This window comes from Niallia sp. FSL R7-0648, assembly GCF_038007005.1.
Classification (GTDB): domain Bacteria; phylum Bacillota; class Bacilli; order Bacillales; family Cytobacillaceae; genus Niallia; species Niallia circulans.
Map to the genome: position 1 here is coordinate 567,044 of NZ_JBBOWE010000002.1, position 20,457 is coordinate 587,500.

The window sequence follows — 20,457 nt, forward strand, 5'->3', positions numbered from 1 at the left end:
ATCTCCCCCCTTAAAACATTCCAGGAAGGTTTAATCCTTTTGTAAACTGACCCATTGTAGAATTTGTTAATTCATCCGCTTTTTTCAAAGCATCATTTGTTGCTGCTAAAACTAAATCTTGCAACATTTCTACATCTTCTGGATCCACAACCTCTTCCTTAATAATCACATCAATAATTTCTTTATGACCAGATACAACAACAGTTACCATTCCGCCGCCTGCTGTTCCTTCAATCTTTTCTTCACCAAGCTGTTCTTGCGCCTCTGCCATTTTCTTTTGCATCTTTTGCATTTGTTTCATCATATTTTGCATATTTCCCATTCCACGCATATATACTACCTCCAATTTATAGTTTCCATTGGTTTTTACATAATAGATTACTTACATATATAACCAATAGGTTCAAAATTAATCCTTCACTTCTAATAATTCTTCACCAAATAATTTTATTGCTTCTGATACAACGGAGTTATCTTGTCGCTCTTCACCGTCTCCTTCTTCAGAAGAATCTAAGTGCTGGGAGCTATTGAGAAATTCTTCTCTAATGTTGAGCCATTGATCTTCAGGGACTCCTAATAAATTATACCTTTTTCCAAGGAGTTGATACAAAGAATTAGTGATTGTCTCTATAAATTTAACATTATCTAATGCCATTTGACAGTGGATTTCATATTTAAATTTAATAATGATGGAATCCGTTGATGCAGCAACTGGTTCTGCTTCATTCAGCAATGCAGCTTGCGATCTCATTTGGTTTTGCACAAGAGTATTTAGCATAGCTCCCCAATTACTCTTTATACTTTGCAATTCTTGCTTTGTTGCATTTTTTAGTGTTTCTGTTATTTTCCCTAAAGGTGCTTGAAATCCTTTTCTATTTGTTCTTGTTTTTTTCTGTGTAGGCTGTGCTTCAGTGACTACTGTAACACCTTTTTGCTTAATATTCGCCAACTCTTCTTCTAAAGAAGTTATCTTACTCAGCAAAGATTGGATTTCTGGGATGTTTACATTGGATTGTCCAGATATGTTTGGTGCTTCCAACTGACATAATTTCACAATGGCTACTTCTAAAAATATTCTCGGATGGTTTGTCCAGCGCATATCTTGCTGTGTTTTATTCAGCAAATTTATGAGCTCATAAATTTGTTCATGTGAATGTGTTTCTGCAAGATCTTTAAAATCATCATCCAATAAAACTCTTTCTAAGGATTCCTCTAAATTAGGGGCCGTTTTATAAAGCAGCATATCGCGATAGAAAAAGATGAAATCTTCGATAAATCGATTAGAGTCCTTCCCGGCAAGCAGTAATTCATCTAAGGATTGGAGCCCTCTTACCGTATCTCCATCTAAAATAGCTCTCGACAATGTATTTAAAAAGTTTTGTGAAACAACCCCCGTGACTGTCAAAGCATCTTCAACCGTAACTACTTCATTACTATAAGAAATCGCTTGATCTAGTAAACTTAAAGCATCACGCATTCCACCATCTGCTGCTCTTGCAATCATTTGTAATGCTTTTTCCTCACAAGAGATCGCTGATTCATCCATAATCAATCTCATTCGATTGACAATCGCTTGCGATGTAATTCGTCTAAAATCAAACCGCTGACATCTTGAAATAATGGTTAAAGGAATTTTGTGAGGCTCAGTAGTGGCTAAAATAAAGATTACATGTTTAGGGGGTTCCTCCAATGTTTTTAAAAGCGCATTAAACGCTCCAATTGACAGCATATGAACTTCATCAATAATATATACTTTGTAAGGTACAGAGCTAGGAGCAAATTTCACCTTATCTCTTATATCCCTTATTTCTTCTACTCCATTATTGGAAGCAGCATCTATTTCAATTACATCAGGGATAGTACCATCTGTAATTCCTCTACATGCATCACATTCATTACAAGGTTCACTAATGGGTGCTCTCTCACAGTTAACAGCTTTCGCTAATATTTTTGCCGCACTTGTTTTCCCTGTCCCTCTCGGCCCAGAAAACAAGTAAGCATGAGAGATTTTTTGCTGAAGAAGGGCATTTTGTAATGTCTTTGTTACGTGTTCCTGCCCTACTACATCTATAAACTGTTGAGGACGCCAAACCCGATATAAAGCTTGATAGTTCATAGTACCCTCCATTTTTTATTTTCCTTTTTATTATAGCTTATCCGTTTATATTTTTACATCCATAATAGCATACATAAAGACATGAAAATAGTTATTCTCTTTTTCTAAGAGAACAACTATTTTCAAACAAAAGGAATGCAGCCACTCCCTTTAACTTACAAAAAAACTCATCCACATAGGATGAGTTTTGTATGTATAAATATAACTGCCGTGCACCTTTCATCGACTGGCACCCATAAGCGTTACTTAAGTAGTTAGCTCAGTCCAGGTAACCCTGCGGCACATGGGGGTGTCCACTTAATGCTGCTTCCTTCCGGACCTGACATGGTTCATGGATTCCCATTGCGCAGGACCCGGACGTCAACACCACTTACTTAAGGCAGACCCTACAGGATACCAGCCTCAGAAAGGAATTCAGCCTCGCTAGAGCGGATTGCGAGTACAGGGCACCGCTACCTCCCCGCTTAGCACGACAAAATTGATACCGAAGTATTAGGTGTCCTAAGACACACTCTTAGTATACTGATAATGGACGGAAAAATCAACATAAAGCATTTGTTAATTATTGTAAGCATCCGAATTGCTTGTCTTCCGTTCTTTTTTCTTCTTTCTTCGGTTTCTAATCTCCCGAAAAAAAGATGTTAATAACTGTCCACACTCTTCTGCTAATACACCTGTAATTACTTCACTCTGATGGTTAAATCGGTTATCTTGAAGCAAATTCATAAAAGTACCCGCGCATCCTCCCTTTGGATCAGCTGCACCATAAACCACCCTTGGAATTCGTGACAGCAGGATAGCCCCAGAACACATAGCACATGGCTCTAACGTAACATAAAGCGTAACTTCCTCTAGTCTCCATGTTCCCAATGCTGTGCATGCCTTCTCAATAGCAAGCAATTCAGCATGAGCAATGGCAGATTGGTCTGTTTCTCTTAAATTATGTGCTCTAGCAATTACTTCTCCTTTATAAGCAACAACTGCACCAATCGGCACTTCTCCTATTTCTGCAGCCTTCCTTGCTTCCTCTATAGCTATTTTCATAAATAATTGATCTTGATTTACTTCCATAATTACAGCCCACCTATATAAAAACACAAAATTTGTAATGAAAATTCTTCTTTTACTTAAACTAAGAAAATCAATCCTCTTTTCCAACTAACCTATGCTGGAATTTAGTTTATCTTCCATCGCACTAGCTAATTTTTTATTCTACCATCTTACATAGAAAAGGAGAACCATATGAAATCATCTGACACAGCTCTCTTGATTATTGATATGATAAATGACTTTCACTTTGAGCATGGAAATATTTTAGCAGAAAAAGCATTAATAATTGCAGAACATATTCAATTGCTTAAAAAACAATGCAAAAAAGAAAAAATACCGATTATTTATATCAACGACCATTATAATCTATGGCAAGCTGAATTGAATAAAGTAATTGATTATTGTAGTAATGAAAAAAGTGAACCTATTATTGATAAAATCAGACCTGATGATACCGACTATTTTTTAATCAAACCAAGACATTCTGCTTTTTATGGCACGGCTTTATATACACTACTTCACCAATTGCAGGTCAAAAACCTTATTCTTACTGGAATTGCCGGAAATATTTGCGTTTTGTTTACTGCTAATGATGCCTATATGCGAGAGTACCCGCTTCTTATTCCAGATAATTGCATTGCTTCTGTTGATAATGAGGATAATCAATATGCTATTCGCATGATGAAGAATGTCATGAATGCGAAAATATTTACATTCAATGAAAATACAATCATTTCTGCTCTTTCTTCCTCATAAACTATAATAATGTATCCTGTCAGGAGGGAAGAATATGCAAATTCACGTTGTCCGTAATAATCAAACATTAACAGGCATTGCAGCTGCATACGGTACTACGGTTAATGATATAGTAGAAGCGAATGATCTACCAAATCCAGACCGATTAGTAATAGGGCAAGCACTCGTTATCCCTATTATCGGCAGCTTTTATTGGGTTCAATCAGGAGATACACTTTGGTCTATTGCTCAACGGTTTCGGCTGAATTATGAACAATTAGCTTCTATCAACTCTATTGCTGTTAACCAACCTTTACAAGTTGGTTTACGTTTATACATCCCCGAGAGGCCGAAAAGACCGGTCGAGTCTAATGCATATGTAGAACCACGTGGTACATATGTCGCACCTAATCTTGAGGCAAGTGCACGAGAAGCAGCTCCTTATTTAACCTACCTTGCACCATTCAGTTTTCAAGCGTTACGAGATGGCAGTTTAAAAGAACCGCTTCTTAATAATTTCCCTGAAATTGCCCAGAGAAATAATAATGTACTTATGATGGTAATTACGAATCAAGAAAATGATCAATTCAGTGATGAACTCGGACGAATCCTATTAAATGAGGAATCCATTCAAAATAACTTTCTCCATAATATTGTGACTACCGCTAAGAAATATGGATTTCAAGATATCCATTTTGATTTTGAATATTTACGCCCGGAAGATCGGGAAGCCTATAATCGTTTTCTCCGTAGAGCGAAAAATCGTTTTTCCCAAGAGGGTTGGTTAATATCTACTGCTTTGGCTCCAAAAACTAGCGCTGCTCAAAAAGGAAAATGGTATGAAGCACATGATTACAGAGCACACGGAGAAATTGTCGATTTTGTCGTTATCATGACTTATGAATGGGGGTATAGCGGGGGACCCGCGATGGCTGTTTCTCCTATTGGACCCGTTAGAGATGTTTTAGAATATGCCATCACGGAGATGCCTCCCTCTAAAATTACGATGGGGCAAAATTTGTATGGTTATGATTGGACCCTGCCCTTTGTCGAAGGAACAGTAGCAAAAGCACTTAGCCCTCAAGCCGCCATTCAACTTGCAGCAGATTATAATGCGGAGATACTATATGATCAAAAAGCACAGGCTCCCTATTTTAAATACACAGACAGTGAAGGCAGACTGCATGAAGTATGGTTTGAGGATGCTCGTTCTATTCAAGCAAAATTTAATTTAATCAAAGAGTTGAATTTAAGAGGCATTAGTTATTGGAAATTAGGTTTAGCCTTTCCCCAAAACTGGCTTTTACTGGCCGATAATTTTCACATAACCAAAAGAACATAGTCAACTTGTTTTCACTTAAAAGAACATGCATGATTCGGCTAAACTCCTGTACACCAAGCAAGACCTATTGGAGTATATTGATTAAAAAAGGAAAGATCTATTTGATAAGATCTTTTCTTTTTTAACTCTATCCAATCAATCGCGAATAAATGGATTTTGCTACACTTATTTCTGATGTTCCATGAATGATCGCACGTCCATCTTTAAAAAGAATTACCCGATAATCATTGTATTGAAAAGACACTAAGTAAGGATTGGTAATTAAGTTTTGGACAAGCGCCTTCCATTGCTTTGAAAGCACATAGAGATCCAACCCCTTTGGCATAGCTGGGCGAATATGAACAGCATCTCTCCCACATAACACCGCTGCCTTTGTTTGATTTTGAAAAGACAAATACGGAAAATCTGCTCTTGTTCCGCATGTAGGACACTCTAATTTTTTTTGCTTTTCAACATTCATTTCCGCATATTCCATTTTCCAAATATCAAAAGAGCGCAATACTGGGAACAGCTTTTCACCGGAAAGAATCTGTATGGCTTGCGATACTTGCATAGCAGCAACCCATTGAACAATAGGACTGATAACCCCTGCGGTATCACAGGTTATTTCCTGGGAAGGGAGCTGTTCAATTAAACAATGAAGACATGGCGCATCCTCCCCAACAACTGGATAGGAAAGCCCATAGCTCCCTACACATGCCCCAAAAAGAAATGGTATTTTCAGCTTAATTGCAGCATCATTTATGACTAATCTTGTTTCAAAATTATCGGTACCATCTATTAGAATAGAAGCACCATCTATAAATTTTTCGATTGTATGACAGTTTATATCCTCCACCACTGCCTCTATAACCGTATGACTGCTAATCTCCTTTAATCTCCTCTTTGCTGCAACTGCTTTAGGGAGTTTATCGGCTGCATCCTCTTCCGTATAGAGCTGTTGTCTTTGCAAATTGCTTTCTTCTACGTAATCACGATCGATAATAGTCAGCCTTCCTATTCCTGCTCTTACCAGCATTTCGGAACTAGCTGATCCTAAGGCTCCTGCCCCTAAAATAACGGCATGACTAGCTTCAATATTTCTTTGTCCTTCTTTACCAATAAATAATTCCTGCTTTAAAAAACGACTAGTCAAGATGGAATCATCCCCGTAATCGGACTACTTGCAACACCATAATTCTTCTCTGTGATTCTCCCTGCTTCATATCCCAATCTCCCAGCTTCTATAGCTAATTTCATCGCCTGAGCCATTGTAACTGGATCATATGCATTCGAAACCGCTGTATTTAAAAGTACCCCATCTGCGCCAAGCTCCATTGCATATGCTGCGTCCTTTGGCGAGCCAATTCCCGCATCCACTATAACAGGTACATTACTTTGCTCTATAATAAATTGTAAATTTAGCGGATTGATAATTCCCTTTCCAGACCCAATTGGGGAAGCACCCGGCATAATAGCATGTACACCTAACTGTGCTAACCGTTTAGCCAGCACAACATCATCAGAGGTATAAGGTAACACAATGAATCCCTCTTCTAATAATTGTTCAGATGCTCTCAAAGTTTCTATTGGATCTGGCAGCAGCGACTTATCACAACCGATTACTTCTACTTTAATCATGTCACATAGTCCAGATGCCTTCGCAAGTTTAGCAATTCTTACCGCTTCTTCTGCAGTCTTCGCTCCCGCCGTATTCGGAAGGAGAGTATAACGCTTTAAATCTAGCTGTTCCAAGAAGTTAGGCTGTGATTTTTCAAATATATTCATCCTTCGTACCGCAAAGGTTAGAATCTCACTTTCTGATACTTCTACCGCTTTTTTTTGAATTTCAAATGATGGGTATTTTCCTGTTCCAAGTAATAAACGAGACTGAAAAGTACGATTTGCTATTTTTAACATTTTTATCCTCCTCCAACAAAGTGAATTAATTCTACTCTATCGCTTTCTTTTAATACATGTGTTTGGTACTGTTCTTTTCGCAAAATATCTCGATTTATTTCTACTATGACAATACGATTATTTAATTCAAAAAAGTGTAGGAGATCCTCTACTGTAACAACCTCTTTAGGCAGCTGTTGTTCCTTACCATTCAATTGTATATTCAATTACTACCCTCCCCATTAAACTAAAATAGGACGCTCAACTTTAAAGGCATCTAGCCATTCACTTTTTACAGGCATACCCAACATTAAATCTCTAATCATCTTTCCTGTTATAGGAGCTAAAAGAATCCCATTTCTTTGGTGGCCAGTTGCAAAATACAAGCCTTTCATCTCTGGATGCTCTCCTATAAATGGATAACCATCATATGTTTGTGGTCTTAGACCAGCCCACGCTCTCTTCCACTTCATATTTCCAACTTCTGGTATCATCTCCTTTGCTTTTTGTATAACTTCTTCTATCCCATCTACTGAAGGTTCCTCGCTCCATTCATTCCATTTTTTCGTTGCTCCAATAATAAACTCCTTATTGTTTCTTGGTACAATGTAATATTGATTATGAAATACAGAATACTGCAAGGGAAATCCTTCATTTTCTACAGATACACATTCTCCCTTAACCGGGATAACTTGGTGTGATAATCCTAATTGCTGGAAGAAGTAATTGCTCCATACTCCACTTGCAATGACTACATTTTCTGCAAAAAAATCACCTTGCAACGTTTTTATTACGTAGTCTATCCCCTTCTTTTTGACTCCTAATACGCGGGTATATTCATAAACCTCTGCTCCGAATAGCTGCGCTCCTTTACTTAAACCGTTACATGCTATCAATGGAGTGATATGTACATCCTCTTTCAAAAATGCTGCTCCAATGATGTTGCCAGAAAGCTGGGGAACCATTTTCTTTGCTAGTTCAGCATCCAGCCATTCCACAGATGATAGAGCCAAAATAGTTTCTAGTTCCCTTTTTTCTTCCTCTGAATAAGCAAGCTTTAATAAACCGCCATTTCTTTTCTCAAAATCAATAGCAGTAAGCTCCCTTATCTCTTCATAAAGCTCCTTATATAGAAGCTGACTACTTCTTGCAAATGGATAAAGCTGCTTAAACTCTTTATATTCAGAGTGAGCACCAAGCATCCCAGCTGCTGCACTTGTTGATTTTCCGCCTATTGTATTTGCTTCTAATACAGCTACCTTCCTGTTTTCTTTTGCTAAATAGTAAGCAATAGAACTACCAATAATTCCCCCACCAACAATAACAACATCAAATTTTTTGGTTTCCACACTCTTCACATCTTTCCCTTATTCGTTGTACTGCCCTTAATGGCTGAGACGCTGAAAATATAGCAGACATAATCGCTACTCCATCTACGCCTAAACTTGCTAATTGACCTACTCGTTCTTCATTTATTCCGCCTATAGCATAGAGAGGAATAGTTAGATCTCTCTTTATGCCAGTGATCGATGACAATGCGATAGGTATCTTTCCTTTTTTACTATCAGTTGGATAGCAATGGCCATATATCACATAATCAGCCCGAGCATTTTCTGCTATAATTGCTTCCTGTTGACTATGAACAGATACACCAATAGATAATGTTGGATAAATATTTTTTACTGGTTGAATAGGTAATCCATTGCCTGGTAAATGCACATGTGTTAAAGAGAGCAATGCTGCAACATCTAGGCGGTCATTTATGATTATTTTCCGGGCTGGTATCCCTTCCTTAAGCAGCCTCTCACCAAGTAAATAAATTTCTTTTGGGCTTTTTGCTTTCTCTCTAATTTGCACATAGTCCACATATGGGTGGATTTCTAATAAAATGGAGGAGAGTCTTTCAAAAGAATGTTTATTATCTGTTACAGCCATTATCTTCATTTCATCACCCCCAACTATCAATTCAGCGTTTTAATATTAAAATTTTAAAAAAAACAACAAAAAACCACTTTCCCCATAATAGAAAAGTGGTTAATAATTACACCTAATGAAAAAAGACCATTAGGCACACATATTTAAAGGTATCCACTTTCCTACGCAGGTACGAACCTGTTCAGGTTTTAAGGGTTTAAAAGTAACTACTTTATTCTCAGCCCTTATCAAGGGATCCCCTAGTGTGATTCAATTATAAACTTTACCCATATAATACCATAGACTGATAATTTCGCAATAAAAATTCTCAATTTTTTTATTTTTTAATCATTCATTTAAAAAGTACTCCTAGAATCTAAAAATATTTTTTCAGGAAAAAACAAGCATATGTCCACATTCCCTTCCATGTGTTAAAATGACTCTTGTACTATTTTTATTACCTACTAAAAGAAGCAATCCTTATAAAAGCTGTTGTCCATTGATAGCCATTAATAGGCAGCCTAAAAAAGTTCGCTTCTTAAAATAAAAGAACTGGAGGGACAAGTGTGAATAGTATCCCTTTTATTACAGTAGAAGGACCTATCGGAGTGGGGAAAACTTCTTTAGCTAAATTGCTCTCAGAGTATTTTCAATACGAACTTCTTAAGGAGATTGTAGAGGAAAATCCCTTTCTCGGAAAATTTTATGAAAACATTGATGAATGGAGTTTTCAAACAGAAATGTTTTTCTTATGTAATCGATTTAAGCAATTAAACGATACAAGAGACCATTACTTAAATAAAAACACACCTGTAGTTGCAGATTATCATATATTAAAAAATCTCATTTTCGCAAAAAGATCCCTGCAGGATAGTGATCTAGACAAGTATGTTCGGATATACGACATATTAACAGAAGACCTGCCGATGCCGAATATTATTATTTATTTACATGCAAGTTTAGATACGCTTATGGCAAGAATCAAAAAAAGAGATAGAGACATCGAAAAAAATATTAGTCCTCTTTATCTAGAACAACTAGCTTCTGATTACGATGTTGTCATGAATGACTTCAAAAAGAATAACCCACAGATCCCAGTATTAGATTTCAATGGTGATACATTGGACTTTGTTCAAAACAAACAAGACTTAATAAAAATTATAAACGCAATAAAAGAAACTTTAAATATAGGAGCCTTTAATCATGAATCTACGAACAAAATATAATATTCCGAGTAATTCTGTTATTACAATTGCTGGAACAGTTGGCGTAGGAAAATCTACATTAACAAATGCACTAGCAGATGCCTTGCAATTTAGGACTTCCTTTGAGAAAGTTGACACAAATCCATATCTTGATAAATTTTATCACGACTTTAGTCGCTGGAGTTTTCATCTGCAAGTATATTTTTTAGCAGAACGATTTAAAGAACAAAAGAGAATCTTTGAATATGGCGGCGGATTTATTCAAGATCGTTCCATTTATGAGGATACTGGTATATTCGCAAGAATGCATTATGAAAAAGGAACCATGTCGGAAGTAGATTACGAAACATATACAAGTCTTTTTGAAGCGATGGTTATGACTCCATACTTCCCACATCCGGACCTTTTAATATACCTAGAAGGCTCTCTCGAAGACATTTTACAGCGTATTGATCGAAGAGGCCGAGAAATGGAAAAGCAAACGCCAATTGATTATTGGAAAGAGATGCATGGAAGATATGAGAAATGGATTGATTCTTTCTCCGCATGTCCAGTACTTCGTCTAAATATTAACGAATATGATGCAATTGCTGGCAGCCAATCTATCGAACCTATAATAGAAAAAATAGGTACTATTCTTCAACATAAAAACTATAGCAAAAAAGCGTAAAAGGACTTTCCATGTTTTCCCTTTTACAGCCAGGCGTTCATCAAAAAGTCTGGCTGTAAAGAAAACAAAGGAAAATCCTTTTTTATTTATTCAATCTATGGATGCTACTAGTAATAATTTTTATAAAAAAGCCTTATAAAACATAAAAAACCTGCTACCGTAGTAGCAGGTCACATATATCTCCAAATATTATGCGCAATGTAAAATATAAAATCATGGAGGAGGAAAGGGGATTCGAACCCCTGCGCGGTTTGACCCGCCTGTCGGTTTTCAAGACCGATCCCTTCAGCCGGACTTGGGTATTCCTCCATCAGACAAGTAATAATATATCATCTATTAATTCATAAGTCAACTATATTTTTTATTTTTATTTTTCTAATCAAAAAGTTAGGAAAAATAGCTGACCTCCAAAGGATATACAATCCTTCTAAAGAGGTCAACCCTTTTTAACTGTTTAACCTATTATTCGGGTGCAATTACTTCTCTATTTCTCATATAAGGTCGTAGTACTTCAGGAATTATCACACTACCGTCTGCTTGCTGATAATTCTCTAAAATCGCAGCAACTGTTCTTCCGATAGCAAGGCCAGATCCATTCAATGTATGCACATGCTCCGGTTTTCCTTTTGGCTCTCTACGGAATCGAATATTAGCTCTTCTTGCTTGGAATGCTTCAAAGTTACTGCAAGAAGAAATTTCACGGTACATATTGTAGCTTGGAATCCATACTTCAACATCATATTTCTTTGCCGCTGTAAACCCTAAATCACCTGTACACATGCTCAATACACGATATGGTAAACCTAGAAGCTGTAATACCTTTTCTGCATTTTTGGTTAAAGACTCTAACTCTTCATAAGAATCCTCTGGCTTAACAAACTTAACTAGCTCTACTTTATTAAATTGATGCTGTCTAATTAATCCTCTAGTATCTCTTCCAGCAGATCCTGCTTCTGAACGGAAGTTTGCACTAAATGCAGCATACTTGATTGGTAGCTGATCCCCATCCAGAATTTCATCTCTATGCAAGTTCGTTACTGGTACTTCAGATGTTGGAATTAAGAAATAATCTTCTTTTTCTATTAAGAAAGCATCTTCCTCAAACTTAGGTAATTGGCCAGTTCCTGTTAAGCTAGCTCGATTTACTAAGAATGGTGGGATAATTTCTTTATAGCCATGTTCCTCTGTATGCAAATCAAGCATGAAATTAAATAACGCTCTTTCTAGTTTTGCCCCTAATCCTTTATAAAATACAAAGCGGCTTCCTGTCACCTTCGCTGCTCGTTCAAAATCAAGTAAATCTAAATCTGTTGCAACATCCCAGTGAGGTTTTGGTTCAAAATCAAATTTTCTAATTTCGCCCCATTTTCTAATTTCAACATTATCCTCTTCCGTATCTCCTACTGGAACACTTTCATGAGGGAGATTTGGAATACCGAGCATAATTGTTTGTAATCTTTCTTCTACATCACGGAGCTCATTATCATATTCTTTAATTTTTTCGCCAACTTCTCTCATTTCCACAATAAGAGCTTCTGCATCTTTTTTCTCTCTCTTTAATACAGCAACTTGCTGAGAAACCTCGTTCCGTTTACTTTTTAACTGCTCTGTTTCAACGATTAATTCCCTTCTTCTGACATCTAATGCTTCAAAATTATCAAGCTCTGATAAATCTTCTCCTCGATGCTGTAACTGACTTTTTACAAAATCAAAATTAGCACGAACAAATTTGATATCTAACATTATTATTCCTCCTATGTTTTATTTCTACATGCAATCTACTGTTACAACGCCCTGTGATCTTAATCTTTTTTGCAAATAAAAAACTCCCATCCCCAAAAGGGACGAGAGTTACCCGCGTTGCCACCCTAGTTAAAAGCATAAAACTGCTTTTCACCTTAAAGATCATAACGGTTTTCAGCCGAAAACAATTACTTGCAGCATGTGCGTTCCTTGTTTTTACTCTAGGATGGATTCGCAGGCTTTATTCACCGATTCACACCAACCATCGGCTCTCTTTAAAGAATAAGTAACCTGTTACTATTTCCTATCATAGTAGATTCCATATATTAGTTGCATTTATCTTACTATAATTATTTCCGAAATTCAACAGCTTATGCAAATAAGTGTTGCTTCGCTTCCATCGCCATCTTAATAAAATAGCCAGTTAAGCGATGATCCTCCGTTAACTCAGGATGGAAAGAACATCCTAAGAACTGACCTTCCCGCGCCGCTACAATATGATTATTGTATTTAGCTAAAACCTCGACATTTTCACCAACACTAACAATATGCGGTGCTCGGATAAATACAGCAGTAAAATCCTCCGCGACTCCTGCAATATCTAGGTTGACCTCAAAGCTCTCTCGTTGTCTCCCAAAGGAATTACGCTCCACTTGTACATCCATTACACCAATATGTGGTTTATCATAGCCTTTAATGGAGTTTGCCAATAAAATTAACCCTGCACATGTCCCAAACATTGGTTTCCCTGACTGAGCAAATGCCTGCAGCGCCTCCATAAATTCATATTTATCAATTAAGCGTCGCATAGTTGTACTTTCTCCACCAGGGATAATAAGACCATCAATGTCATCCAATTGTTCTACTTTCTTTACGACAACTGCCTCTGCATTATTCGCTTCAATTGCATTAACATGTTCTCTAACAGCTCCTTGTAAACCAAGGACCCCTATTTTTATGTTTGCTGTTGCGCTCATCTTACCAACCACGCTCTTGCATACGAGCTTCTGGAGCTAAACTAGAAATTTCAATCCCTTTCATTGCTGTTCCAAGGTTTTTAGAAATTTCCGCAATCAGCTCATAGTCTTGATAATGAGTAGTGGCTTCTACTATTGCTCTAGCAAATTTTGCAGGATTATCTGATTTAAAAATACCAGAACCAACAAATACACCATCGGCACCTAATTGCATCATTAAAGCTGCGTCAGCAGGCGTTGCAACACCGCCAGCAGCGAAATTAACAACTGGCAGGCGGCCTAGACTTTTAATTTCTAAAAGAAGCTCATATGGCGCTCCTAATATCTTCGCTTCTGTCATTAATTCATCTTCATTCATATAAACAACTTTACGGACTTGTGCATTTACTTTTCTAATGTGACGGACTGCTTCCACAATATTTCCTGTTCCTGGTTCCCCTTTTGTACGAAGCATAGAAGCACCCTCACCGATACGTCTTGCTGCTTCTCCAAGATCACGACAACCACATACAAATGGAACAGTATATTCATTTTTATTTAAATGAAACTCTTCATCTGCCGGAGTTAGAACTTCACTCTCATCAATATAATCCACACCCATAGCTTCAAGCACTCTTGCTTCGACAATATGACCAATACGCGCCTTTGCCATTACAGGGATAGTTACAGCATTCATTACTTCCTCTACTATTGTAGGATCAGCCATTCTAGCAACTCCGCCAGCTGCACGAATATCTGAAGGAACACGTTCAAGAGCCATAACGGCTACTGCTCCTGCTTCCTCTGCAATCTTGGCCTGTTCTGCGTTGATAACATCCATGATTACTCCGCCTTTTTGCATTTCAGCCATACCACGTTTTACTCTATCAGTCCCAGTTTTCATTGTTTGCCCCCTGTAAAGTATCTTTTTCTTGTCTGAATTATTGTAATCTTTCAAATAAAATTATTATTCCTAATGAAAATAAACAATAAAAAAGAGCTTCTGTCAATACAAGAAGCTCTTTTTCTTTCAATTTCCAAAATTATTGTTCTTAGCTATTAAATGGTTTTTAATTAAAACCAACCTTTTACTGTATCAGAAACGCTCCCCCATACATTGGCGAAGAATGAACCAATTCCGCGCATTGCCAGAACAAACCAATTTGCCTTTTCAACTGTTTCGTTTGCTACTAAATCCACTTGTGCCTTCTCTTTTCCATCATTTGTTAAGAATGGCACATCTTTTCCGTCCTTCGTTTGCACTGTTACATAACCAACCTTATCTCCTTTTTTAATTGGAGCTGTTAGTTCACCATCTTTATTTAATTTCTTCTTATCTAGTACAACCTTGGCAACATAGTTTTCTTTCTCATTGTTTTTGATTACTAAGTTAACGGCATCTTTTGTTCCAATGCTTACTTTATCTTCTTTTCCTTTTATAACATCAATTGTTTTATTTTTTGCGTCTACGTAACTTGCTGGAAGTACCTCTTCAGTAGAAAAATTATTAAAAGCATAGTCTAAAACTTTTCTAGCTTCTGCAAAACGAGAATCCTTTGTTTCACTTTTCATAATAACGACAATATATCGTTGATCACCTTTTTTTGCAGTAGCGGTAACATTAAATTTAGCATAATCAGTAGAACCTGTTTTTAACCCATCTACACCCTCATATCCATAAATTAGAGAAGGAATTAGCCAATTAAAGTTTTTATATTCTCTTCCATCTCTAAACTTTAAGCTCGGCATACCAGATGTTTCTAGTATTTCTGGAAAATCATTGATTAAACGATATGCTAGCTTAGCAACAGCCTTAGCAGACATTTTATTTTCATCTTTTTCAGATCCAGCTGGGATATTCCCTAATAAATCACTGTTATTCAAACCAGAAGAGTTAACAAATTTGAAATCCTTTAACCCTAATTCCTCGGCTTTTTTATTCATTACACTAATATAATTTTTCTCTGTACCAGCAATTAATTCTGCCAATGCAACAGTAGCTGCATTTCCTGAGTGGATTGCCATTGCTTCATACAATTCTTTAACTGTATACTCTTCTCCTTCAGTTAACCCTACATTTGATAACTCTGGAGCTCCAGATAATCTATGAATATAATTATTTATTTTTACCTTTTGATCCCAAGAAATTTTCCCGTTCTTTATCGATTCCAGAACAATATATTCTGTCATCATTTTTGACATGGAGGCAACACCAAGGAGTTCATCTGAATTTTTTTCATATAATATTTCCCCAGTCTTAGCATCTACCAGTATAGCTGCTCCTGTATCTAATCCTAGTTCGTCCTTTTCAGCAGCATTTGCTTGATAGGGTAGAACCGTTGATAGTGTACTTAGGAAAAGTACAGCAATGATGAATGACACCGTCCACTTTTTTACTTGTTTCAATATTAAAACCTCCAAAACTATTTTATCTATTAATCTATCTTTATTTTTAAGTTAATTATTTCCCTTGTACAGTTTAACATAAAAAAAATAAAAAAAATAGACAGTGACATCTTCACTGTCTAAAGTAAATTAAGGAAACTTTCCATAAACTAATATAACTCTAGCCTTCTTTGTTTAAGAAAGAGAATAGTTTGGTGCTTCTTTTGTAATTTGAACATCATGTGGATGACTTTCTCTTAAACCAGCACCTGTCATTTTTACAAATTGTGCATTTTCTCTTAATTCATACAAATCTTTTGTTCCACAATATCCCATACCTGAACGGATACCGCCTACTAATTGGTAAATAGTATCGGAAAGTGGTCCTTTATAAGGAAGTCTGCCCTCAATACCTTCTGGAACAAACTTTTTATTATCTTCTTGGAAATAACGGTCCTTCGATCCCTTTTCCATTGCAGCAACAGAGCCCATTCCTCTATATACTTTAAATCTTCTTCCTTGGAAAATCTCTGTTTCTCCAGGGCTTTCAGAAACACCTGCAAGTAAACTACCTAACATCACCGCATGTCCACCTGCAGCCAAAGCTTTTACAATATCACCAGAGTATTTAATTCCTCCATCTGCAATAATTGATTTACCATGCTTTCTTGCCTCGGTAGCACAGTCATAAACTGCTGTAATTTGAGGTACACCTACACCAGCAACTACACGTGTTGTACAAATGGAACCAGGTCCAATACCTACTTTAACAATGTCTGCTCCGGCTTCAATTAAAGCTTTTGTTCCTTCTGCCGTAGCTACATTACCAGCAATAATAGTTAAATCAGGGTACGCATTTCTAATATCTCTGACACCCTCTAGCACACCTTGTGAGTGGCCATGAGCAGTATCAATGACAACTACATCGACATTAGATTTAACAAGCAGCTCAACTCGTTTTAATGCATCGTTTGTTACCCCAACTGCAGCACCAACTAATAATCTTCCTTGAGAATCTTTTGCTGAATGTGGAAATTCAATTACTTTTTCTATATCTTTAATGGTGATTAATCCCTTTAATACACCCTCTTCATCAATTAAAGGCAATTTTTCAATCTTATATCGTTGTAAGATTTTTTCTGCTTCCTCTAATGTAGTTCCTACAGGAGCCGTTACTAAATTTTCTTTGGTCATAACATCCGAAATTTTAATGGAAAAGTCTTCAATAAAGCGAAGGTCACGGTTAGTAAGAATACCTACTAACTTTTGCTCTTCGTTGTTATTAACAATTGGCACACCAGAGATTCTATATTTACCCATTAGATGCTCTGCATCAAATACTTGGTGTTCAGGGGTTAAAAAGAAAGGATCTGTGATTACACCACTTTCTGAGCGTTTTACTTTGTCTACTTGTTCAGCCTGTTGCTCGATAGACATATTTTTATGAATAATACCTAATCCACCTTGTCTAGCAATAGCAATAGCCATTTCTGCTTCTGTTACAGTATCCATTCCTGCACTAATTAGCGGAATGTTTAAATTTAAATTTTTTGCTAATTGTACTTTTAAGCTTACATCACGAGGCAAAACTTCAGATTTAGCTGGAATTAAAAGAACATCATCAAACGTTAATCCTTCTTTAGCAAATTTACTTTCCCACATTTTAACGCCTCCATATTGTTAAAAATATTATTAGTAGGTTATCAATTGGACAAAATACTGTCAAGGTCAGTTTAATATGTTTAATTTTTCAAAAAATTTAAGGAGGTTTACAAATGTCCAAATTCTACAAAGGCTGGAGCTCTTATAGTTGTTTTTTTTCAGCAGAATACACCCAAAATTTTCTAAAAAAATGTTATCGCAATTTACATATTTCTGATATAGACTCTAAAAGTTATCAGAATTGTTATCCCTTTATGTACTTTTTAGAACACGGCAAATTGTATTATCACCAAGCTATAAATGCTCCAATGAGTATTCAGCCCATTCTCTTATTTTATGGTCTTGTTCATTTAATAAAAGCATGTTTGCTTACGATCGATCCTAATTATCCAAACTCCACCTCTGTTCTTGCCCACGGAGTTTCAACAAGAAAACTAAAAAAACAACAGTATTTATTTTTCCAGGATGAAGTAAAGATTCAAAAAAATGGACTTTTCACTTATATGGCTGAAAAAATGTTTGCCTGCAAAAATTTAGAAGGGGAAAAAGTAAAAATGGGGCATCTTTTAAGTCATATCCCTGAATTATCTAACTTATTTCAAGCATTAGAAGGAAGACCAACCTTTTTTAAAGTACATGATCAAACAGGTAATAAAATTATTATTTCGAATCAAATATTAGATTTATACTATATGAACATAAATCACTTTAAAAATTATTTAGAAAGGAATCATAGTATACAATTAGAGGGAATAGAAGAGAATAAGAACGAGTTGACCATTCGCCTGTTAGAACCGCTCAGCCAAGGTAGTTTTATTAAATGGGATAGTAAAGAAGAATCTTATGCCGTTTCTGCTGATAAAGAAAAAACTTGTTTTTCCAATGAATTATTAAGCCATTATTTAATCCTATATAATTTAAGTATGATTGCACGGTATGAAATTGAATGGTGGAGTGAACTATTAAAGACGATGCCAAATAGAGACTATCCCTTTATTGAGTCTTTTATACAAGTTTCCGCAGAAAAAGGTCCTGAATTAATTTATCAATTTTTAGAGAATCTAGCCATAAGCTAAGACTTACCAATTTCTGTCCAAGACATATTTGCCCACTAAAAGGCAAACTTTATTTAAAAAAAACAAGCATCTAACGAATAGATGCTTGTTTCCTTATTGCCTGGCGACGTCCTACTCTCACAGGGGGAGAACCCCCAACTACCATCGGCGCTGAGAAGCTTAACTTCCGTGTTCGGTATGGGAACGGGTGTGACCTTCTCGCTATCGCCACCAGACTTATTTATTTCGAGAATTATTCTCTCAAAACTAAATCATTTAGAAGTATTCCAAGTTGCCAAGTAATCATTTTGTCCAGCTCCAACGCCTATCAAACTTCCGATAAACAGGCGTTTCCGCTTTTCATTTTAGTTAAGTCCTCGATCTATTAGTATCAGTCAGCTCCACATGTCGCCACGCTTCCACCTCTGACCTATCAACCTGATCATCTTTCAGGGATCTTACTAGCTTGCGCTATGGGAAATCTCATCTTGAGGGGGGCTTCATGCTTAGATGCTTTCAGCACTTATCCCTTCCGCACATAGCTACCCAGCGATGCCTTTGGCAAGACAACTGGTACACCAGCGGTGCGTCCATCCCGGTCCTCTCGTACTAAGGACAGCTCCTCTCAAATTTCCTACGCCCACGACGGATAGGGACCGAACTGTCTCACGACGTTCTGAACCCAGCTCGCGTACCGCTTTAATGGGCGAACAGCCCAACCCTTGGGACCGACTACAGCCCCAGGATGCGATGAGCCGACATCGAGGTGCCAAACCTCCCCGTCGATGTGGACTCTTGGGGGAGATAAGCCTGTTATCCCCGGGGTAGCTTTTATCCGTTGAGCGATGGCCCTTCCATGCGGAACCACCGGATCACTAAGCCCGACTTTCGTCCCTGCTCGACTTGTAGGTCTCGCAGTCAAGCTCCCTTGTGCCTTTACACTCTACGAATGATTTCCAACCATTCTGAGGGAACCTTTGGGCGCCTCCGTTACTTTTTAGGAGGCGACCGCCCCAGTCAAACTGCCCACCTGACACTGTCTCCCACCCCGATCAGGGGTGCGGGTTAGAATGTCAATACAGCCAGGGTAGTATCCCACCAATGCCTCCACCGAAGCTGGCGCTCCGGCTTCCAAGGCTCCTACCTATCCTGTACAAGCTGTACCAAAATTCAATATCAGGCTGCAGTAAAGCTCCACGGGGTCTTTCCGTCCTGTCGCGGGTAACCTGCATCTTCACAGGTACTATAATTTCACCGAGTCTCTCGTTGAGACAGTGCCCAGATCGTTACACCTTTCGTGCGGGTCGGAACTTACCCGACAAGGAATTTCGCTACCTTAGGACCGTTATAGTTACGGCCGCCGTTTACTGGGGCTTCAATTCAGAGCTTCGCACTAACGTGCTAACCCCTCCTCTTAACCTTCCAGCACCGGGCAGGTGTCAGCCCCTATACTTCGCCTTGCGGCTTCGCAGAGACCTGTGTTTTTGCTAAACAGTCGCCTGGGCCTATTCACTGCGGCTCTCGCAGGCTTGCACCCGCAAGAGCACCCCTTCTCCCGAAGTTACGGGGTCATTTTGCCGAGTTCCTTAACGAGAGTTCTCTCGCTCACCTTAGGATTCTCTCCTCGCCTACCTGTGTCGGTTTGCGGTACGGGCACCCTAAATCTCGCTAGAGGCTTTTCTTGGCAGTGTGGAATCAGGAACTTCGGTACTATATTTCCCTCGCCGTCACAGCTCCGCTTATGTG

General features: G+C 37.6%; 18 protein-coding genes, 1 tRNA gene, 2 rRNA genes, 1 other RNA gene, 1 riboswitch and 1 other annotated feature (1 of these 24 running past the window's edge). Of the genes, 5 read left to right on the top strand and 17 right to left on the bottom strand.

Annotation, left to right across the window (positions count from 1 at the left end; translation table 11 throughout):
• Positions 1-10 precede the first annotated feature (10 nt).
• The 4 genes from NSQ89_RS22870 to tadA all read right to left on the bottom strand — a co-directional run bounded on the left by NSQ89_RS22870 (position 11) and on the right by tadA (position 3,187).
• On the bottom strand, positions 11-331 hold the full coding sequence (locus NSQ89_RS22870) for a YbaB/EbfC family nucleoid-associated protein (RefSeq protein ID WP_047944843.1): 321 nt from the start codon (positions 329-331) through the stop codon (positions 11-13).
• Positions 332-409: 78 nt separating this feature from the next.
• Positions 410-2,116 carry a DNA polymerase III subunit gamma/tau gene (gene dnaX, locus NSQ89_RS22875; protein WP_341133327.1) on the bottom strand — a complete coding sequence of 569 codons (1,707 nt, stop codon included), beginning with the start codon at positions 2,114-2,116 and terminating at the stop codon, positions 410-412.
• A 208-nt stretch (positions 2,117-2,324) separates the two neighbouring features.
• Positions 2,325-2,589, bottom strand: an RNA gene (gene ffs / locus NSQ89_RS22880) — signal recognition particle sRNA large type.
• Positions 2,590-2,674: 85 nt separating this feature from the next.
• A complete protein-coding gene (gene tadA, locus NSQ89_RS22885; protein ID WP_047944845.1) occupies positions 2,675-3,187 on the bottom strand; it encodes a tRNA adenosine(34) deaminase TadA in 513 nt (170 codons plus the stop codon).
• A 171-nt stretch (positions 3,188-3,358) separates the two neighbouring features.
• Here tadA and NSQ89_RS22890 point away from each other — a divergent pair, with 171 nt between their 5' ends.
• Positions 3,359-3,922, top strand: coding sequence for an isochorismatase family cysteine hydrolase (locus tag NSQ89_RS22890; RefSeq protein ID WP_047944847.1), 564 nt, complete (start codon positions 3,359-3,361; stop codon positions 3,920-3,922).
• Positions 3,923-3,956: 34 nt separating this feature from the next.
• The gene (locus NSQ89_RS22895) at positions 3,957-5,243 is read left to right on the top strand and encodes a glycosyl hydrolase family 18 protein (protein ID WP_047944849.1); all 1,287 of its coding nucleotides are present in this window, start codon (positions 3,957-3,959) and stop codon (positions 5,241-5,243) included.
• Between the two features lie 127 nt (positions 5,244-5,370).
• Here the strand turns inward: NSQ89_RS22895 and NSQ89_RS22900 are convergent, their stop codons facing one another.
• Genes NSQ89_RS22900 through NSQ89_RS22920 form a run of 5 tightly spaced genes read right to left on the bottom strand, consistent with a single transcriptional unit; the run spans position 5,371 to position 9,065 of the window.
• Positions 5,371-6,378 carry a ThiF family adenylyltransferase gene (locus NSQ89_RS22900; RefSeq protein ID WP_341133328.1) on the bottom strand — a complete coding sequence of 336 codons (1,008 nt, stop codon included), beginning with the start codon at positions 6,376-6,378 and terminating at the stop codon, positions 5,371-5,373.
• Positions 6,375-7,142, bottom strand: coding sequence for a thiazole synthase (locus NSQ89_RS22905; protein WP_095323158.1), 768 nt, complete (start codon positions 7,140-7,142; stop codon positions 6,375-6,377). Before NSQ89_RS22905 ends, NSQ89_RS22900 begins: the two co-directional genes overlap by 4 nt.
• 2 nt (positions 7,143-7,144) lie before the next feature.
• The gene (thiS, locus tag NSQ89_RS22910) at positions 7,145-7,348 is read right to left on the bottom strand and encodes a sulfur carrier protein ThiS (RefSeq protein ID WP_047944857.1); all 204 of its coding nucleotides are present in this window, start codon (positions 7,346-7,348) and stop codon (positions 7,145-7,147) included.
• Between the two features lie 15 nt (positions 7,349-7,363).
• Positions 7,364-8,470, bottom strand: a complete 1,107-nt coding sequence (gene thiO / locus NSQ89_RS22915; RefSeq protein WP_047944859.1) for a glycine oxidase ThiO — start codon at positions 8,468-8,470, stop codon at positions 7,364-7,366.
• The gene (locus NSQ89_RS22920; protein WP_047944860.1) at positions 8,451-9,065 is read right to left on the bottom strand and encodes a thiamine phosphate synthase; all 615 of its coding nucleotides are present in this window, start codon (positions 9,063-9,065) and stop codon (positions 8,451-8,453) included. Before NSQ89_RS22920 ends, thiO begins: the two co-directional genes overlap by 20 nt.
• A 132-nt stretch (positions 9,066-9,197) precedes the next feature.
• Positions 9,198-9,307, bottom strand: a riboswitch (TPP riboswitch).
• 294 nt (positions 9,308-9,601) lie between these two features.
• Between NSQ89_RS22920 and NSQ89_RS22925 the strand changes: the two genes are divergently transcribed.
• Together NSQ89_RS22925 and NSQ89_RS22930 are read left to right on the top strand one after the other, a co-directional pair.
• Positions 9,602-10,261, top strand: coding sequence for a deoxynucleoside kinase (locus tag NSQ89_RS22925; protein WP_061801294.1), 660 nt, complete (start codon positions 9,602-9,604; stop codon positions 10,259-10,261).
• On the top strand, positions 10,239-10,910 hold the full coding sequence (locus NSQ89_RS22930; protein ID WP_061801295.1) for a deoxynucleoside kinase: 672 nt from the start codon (positions 10,239-10,241) through the stop codon (positions 10,908-10,910). The genes NSQ89_RS22925 and NSQ89_RS22930 overlap by 23 nt, the downstream gene beginning before the upstream one ends.
• A gap of 216 nt (positions 10,911-11,126) precedes the next feature.
• Here the strand turns inward: NSQ89_RS22930 and NSQ89_RS22935 are convergent.
• The 6 genes from NSQ89_RS22935 to guaB all read right to left on the bottom strand — a co-directional run bounded on the left by NSQ89_RS22935 (position 11,127) and on the right by guaB (position 17,656).
• Positions 11,127-11,219, bottom strand: a tRNA-Ser gene (locus NSQ89_RS22935).
• A 153-nt stretch (positions 11,220-11,372) separates the two neighbouring features.
• Positions 11,373-12,653 (bottom strand): serine--tRNA ligase, encoded by a 1,281-nt coding sequence (gene serS, locus NSQ89_RS22940; protein WP_061801296.1) that lies wholly within the window; start codon positions 12,651-12,653, stop codon positions 11,373-11,375.
• A 94-nt stretch (positions 12,654-12,747) separates the two neighbouring features.
• Positions 12,748-12,973, bottom strand: a binding site (T-box leader).
• Positions 12,974-13,024: 51 nt separating this feature from the next.
• Positions 13,025-13,630 carry a pyridoxal 5'-phosphate synthase glutaminase subunit PdxT gene (pdxT, locus tag NSQ89_RS22945; protein WP_047944865.1) on the bottom strand — a complete coding sequence of 202 codons (606 nt, stop codon included), beginning with the start codon at positions 13,628-13,630 and terminating at the stop codon, positions 13,025-13,027.
• Position 13,631: 1 nt separating this feature from the next.
• On the bottom strand, positions 13,632-14,513 hold the full coding sequence (gene pdxS / locus NSQ89_RS22950; protein WP_047944867.1) for a pyridoxal 5'-phosphate synthase lyase subunit PdxS: 882 nt from the start codon (positions 14,511-14,513) through the stop codon (positions 13,632-13,634).
• 170 nt (positions 14,514-14,683) lie between these two features.
• Entirely contained in the window at positions 14,684-16,015 is a 1,332-nt protein-coding gene (locus NSQ89_RS22955; RefSeq protein WP_047944869.1) for a D-alanyl-D-alanine carboxypeptidase family protein, read from the bottom strand.
• Positions 16,016-16,189: 174 nt separating this feature from the next.
• On the bottom strand, positions 16,190-17,656 hold the full coding sequence (guaB, locus tag NSQ89_RS22960) for an IMP dehydrogenase (protein WP_047944872.1): 1,467 nt from the start codon (positions 17,654-17,656) through the stop codon (positions 16,190-16,192).
• Between the two features lie 113 nt (positions 17,657-17,769).
• Between guaB and NSQ89_RS22965 the strand changes: the two genes are divergently transcribed.
• Entirely contained in the window at positions 17,770-18,732 is a 963-nt protein-coding gene (locus NSQ89_RS22965; RefSeq protein WP_047944874.1) for a YaaC family protein, read from the top strand.
• A 98-nt stretch (positions 18,733-18,830) separates the two neighbouring features.
• Here NSQ89_RS22965 and rrf read toward each other — a convergent pair.
• Positions 18,831-18,947, bottom strand: a 5S ribosomal RNA gene (gene rrf / locus NSQ89_RS22970).
• A gap of 129 nt (positions 18,948-19,076) precedes the next feature.
• Positions 19,077-20,457: ribosomal RNA gene (locus tag NSQ89_RS22975) — 23S ribosomal RNA — on the bottom strand (it continues 1,555 nt past the right edge of the window).

Bases quoted from the DNA above. Each gene is read 5' to 3' on its own strand.
- NSQ89_RS22870 (WP_047944843.1), bottom strand. From the start codon at position 331: ATGCGTGGAATGGGAAATATGCAAAATATGATGAAACAAATGCAAAAG.
- dnaX (WP_341133327.1), bottom strand. From the start codon at position 2,116: ATGAACTATCAAGCTTTATATCGGGTTTGGCGTCCTCAACAGTTTATA.
- tadA (WP_047944845.1), bottom strand. From the start codon at position 3,187: ATGGAAGTAAATCAAGATCAATTATTTATGAAAATAGCTATAGAGGAA.
- NSQ89_RS22890 (WP_047944847.1), top strand. From the start codon at position 3,359: ATGAAATCATCTGACACAGCTCTCTTGATTATTGATATGATAAATGAC.
- NSQ89_RS22895 (WP_047944849.1), top strand. From the start codon at position 3,957: ATGCAAATTCACGTTGTCCGTAATAATCAAACATTAACAGGCATTGCA.
- NSQ89_RS22905 (WP_095323158.1), bottom strand. From the start codon at position 7,142: ATGTTAAAAATAGCAAATCGTACTTTTCAGTCTCGTTTATTACTTGGA.
- NSQ89_RS22920 (WP_047944860.1), bottom strand. From the start codon at position 9,065: ATGAAGATAATGGCTGTAACAGATAATAAACATTCTTTTGAAAGACTC.
- NSQ89_RS22930 (WP_061801295.1), top strand. From the start codon at position 10,239: ATGAATCTACGAACAAAATATAATATTCCGAGTAATTCTGTTATTACA.
- serS (WP_061801296.1), bottom strand. From the start codon at position 12,653: ATGTTAGATATCAAATTTGTTCGTGCTAATTTTGATTTTGTAAAAAGT.
- pdxT (WP_047944865.1), bottom strand. From the start codon at position 13,630: ATGAGCGCAACAGCAAACATAAAAATAGGGGTCCTTGGTTTACAAGGA.
- pdxS (WP_047944867.1), bottom strand. From the start codon at position 14,513: ATGAAAACTGGGACTGATAGAGTAAAACGTGGTATGGCTGAAATGCAA.
- guaB (WP_047944872.1), bottom strand. From the start codon at position 17,656: ATGTGGGAAAGTAAATTTGCTAAAGAAGGATTAACGTTTGATGATGTT.
- NSQ89_RS22965 (WP_047944874.1), top strand. From the start codon at position 17,770: ATGTCCAAATTCTACAAAGGCTGGAGCTCTTATAGTTGTTTTTTTTCA.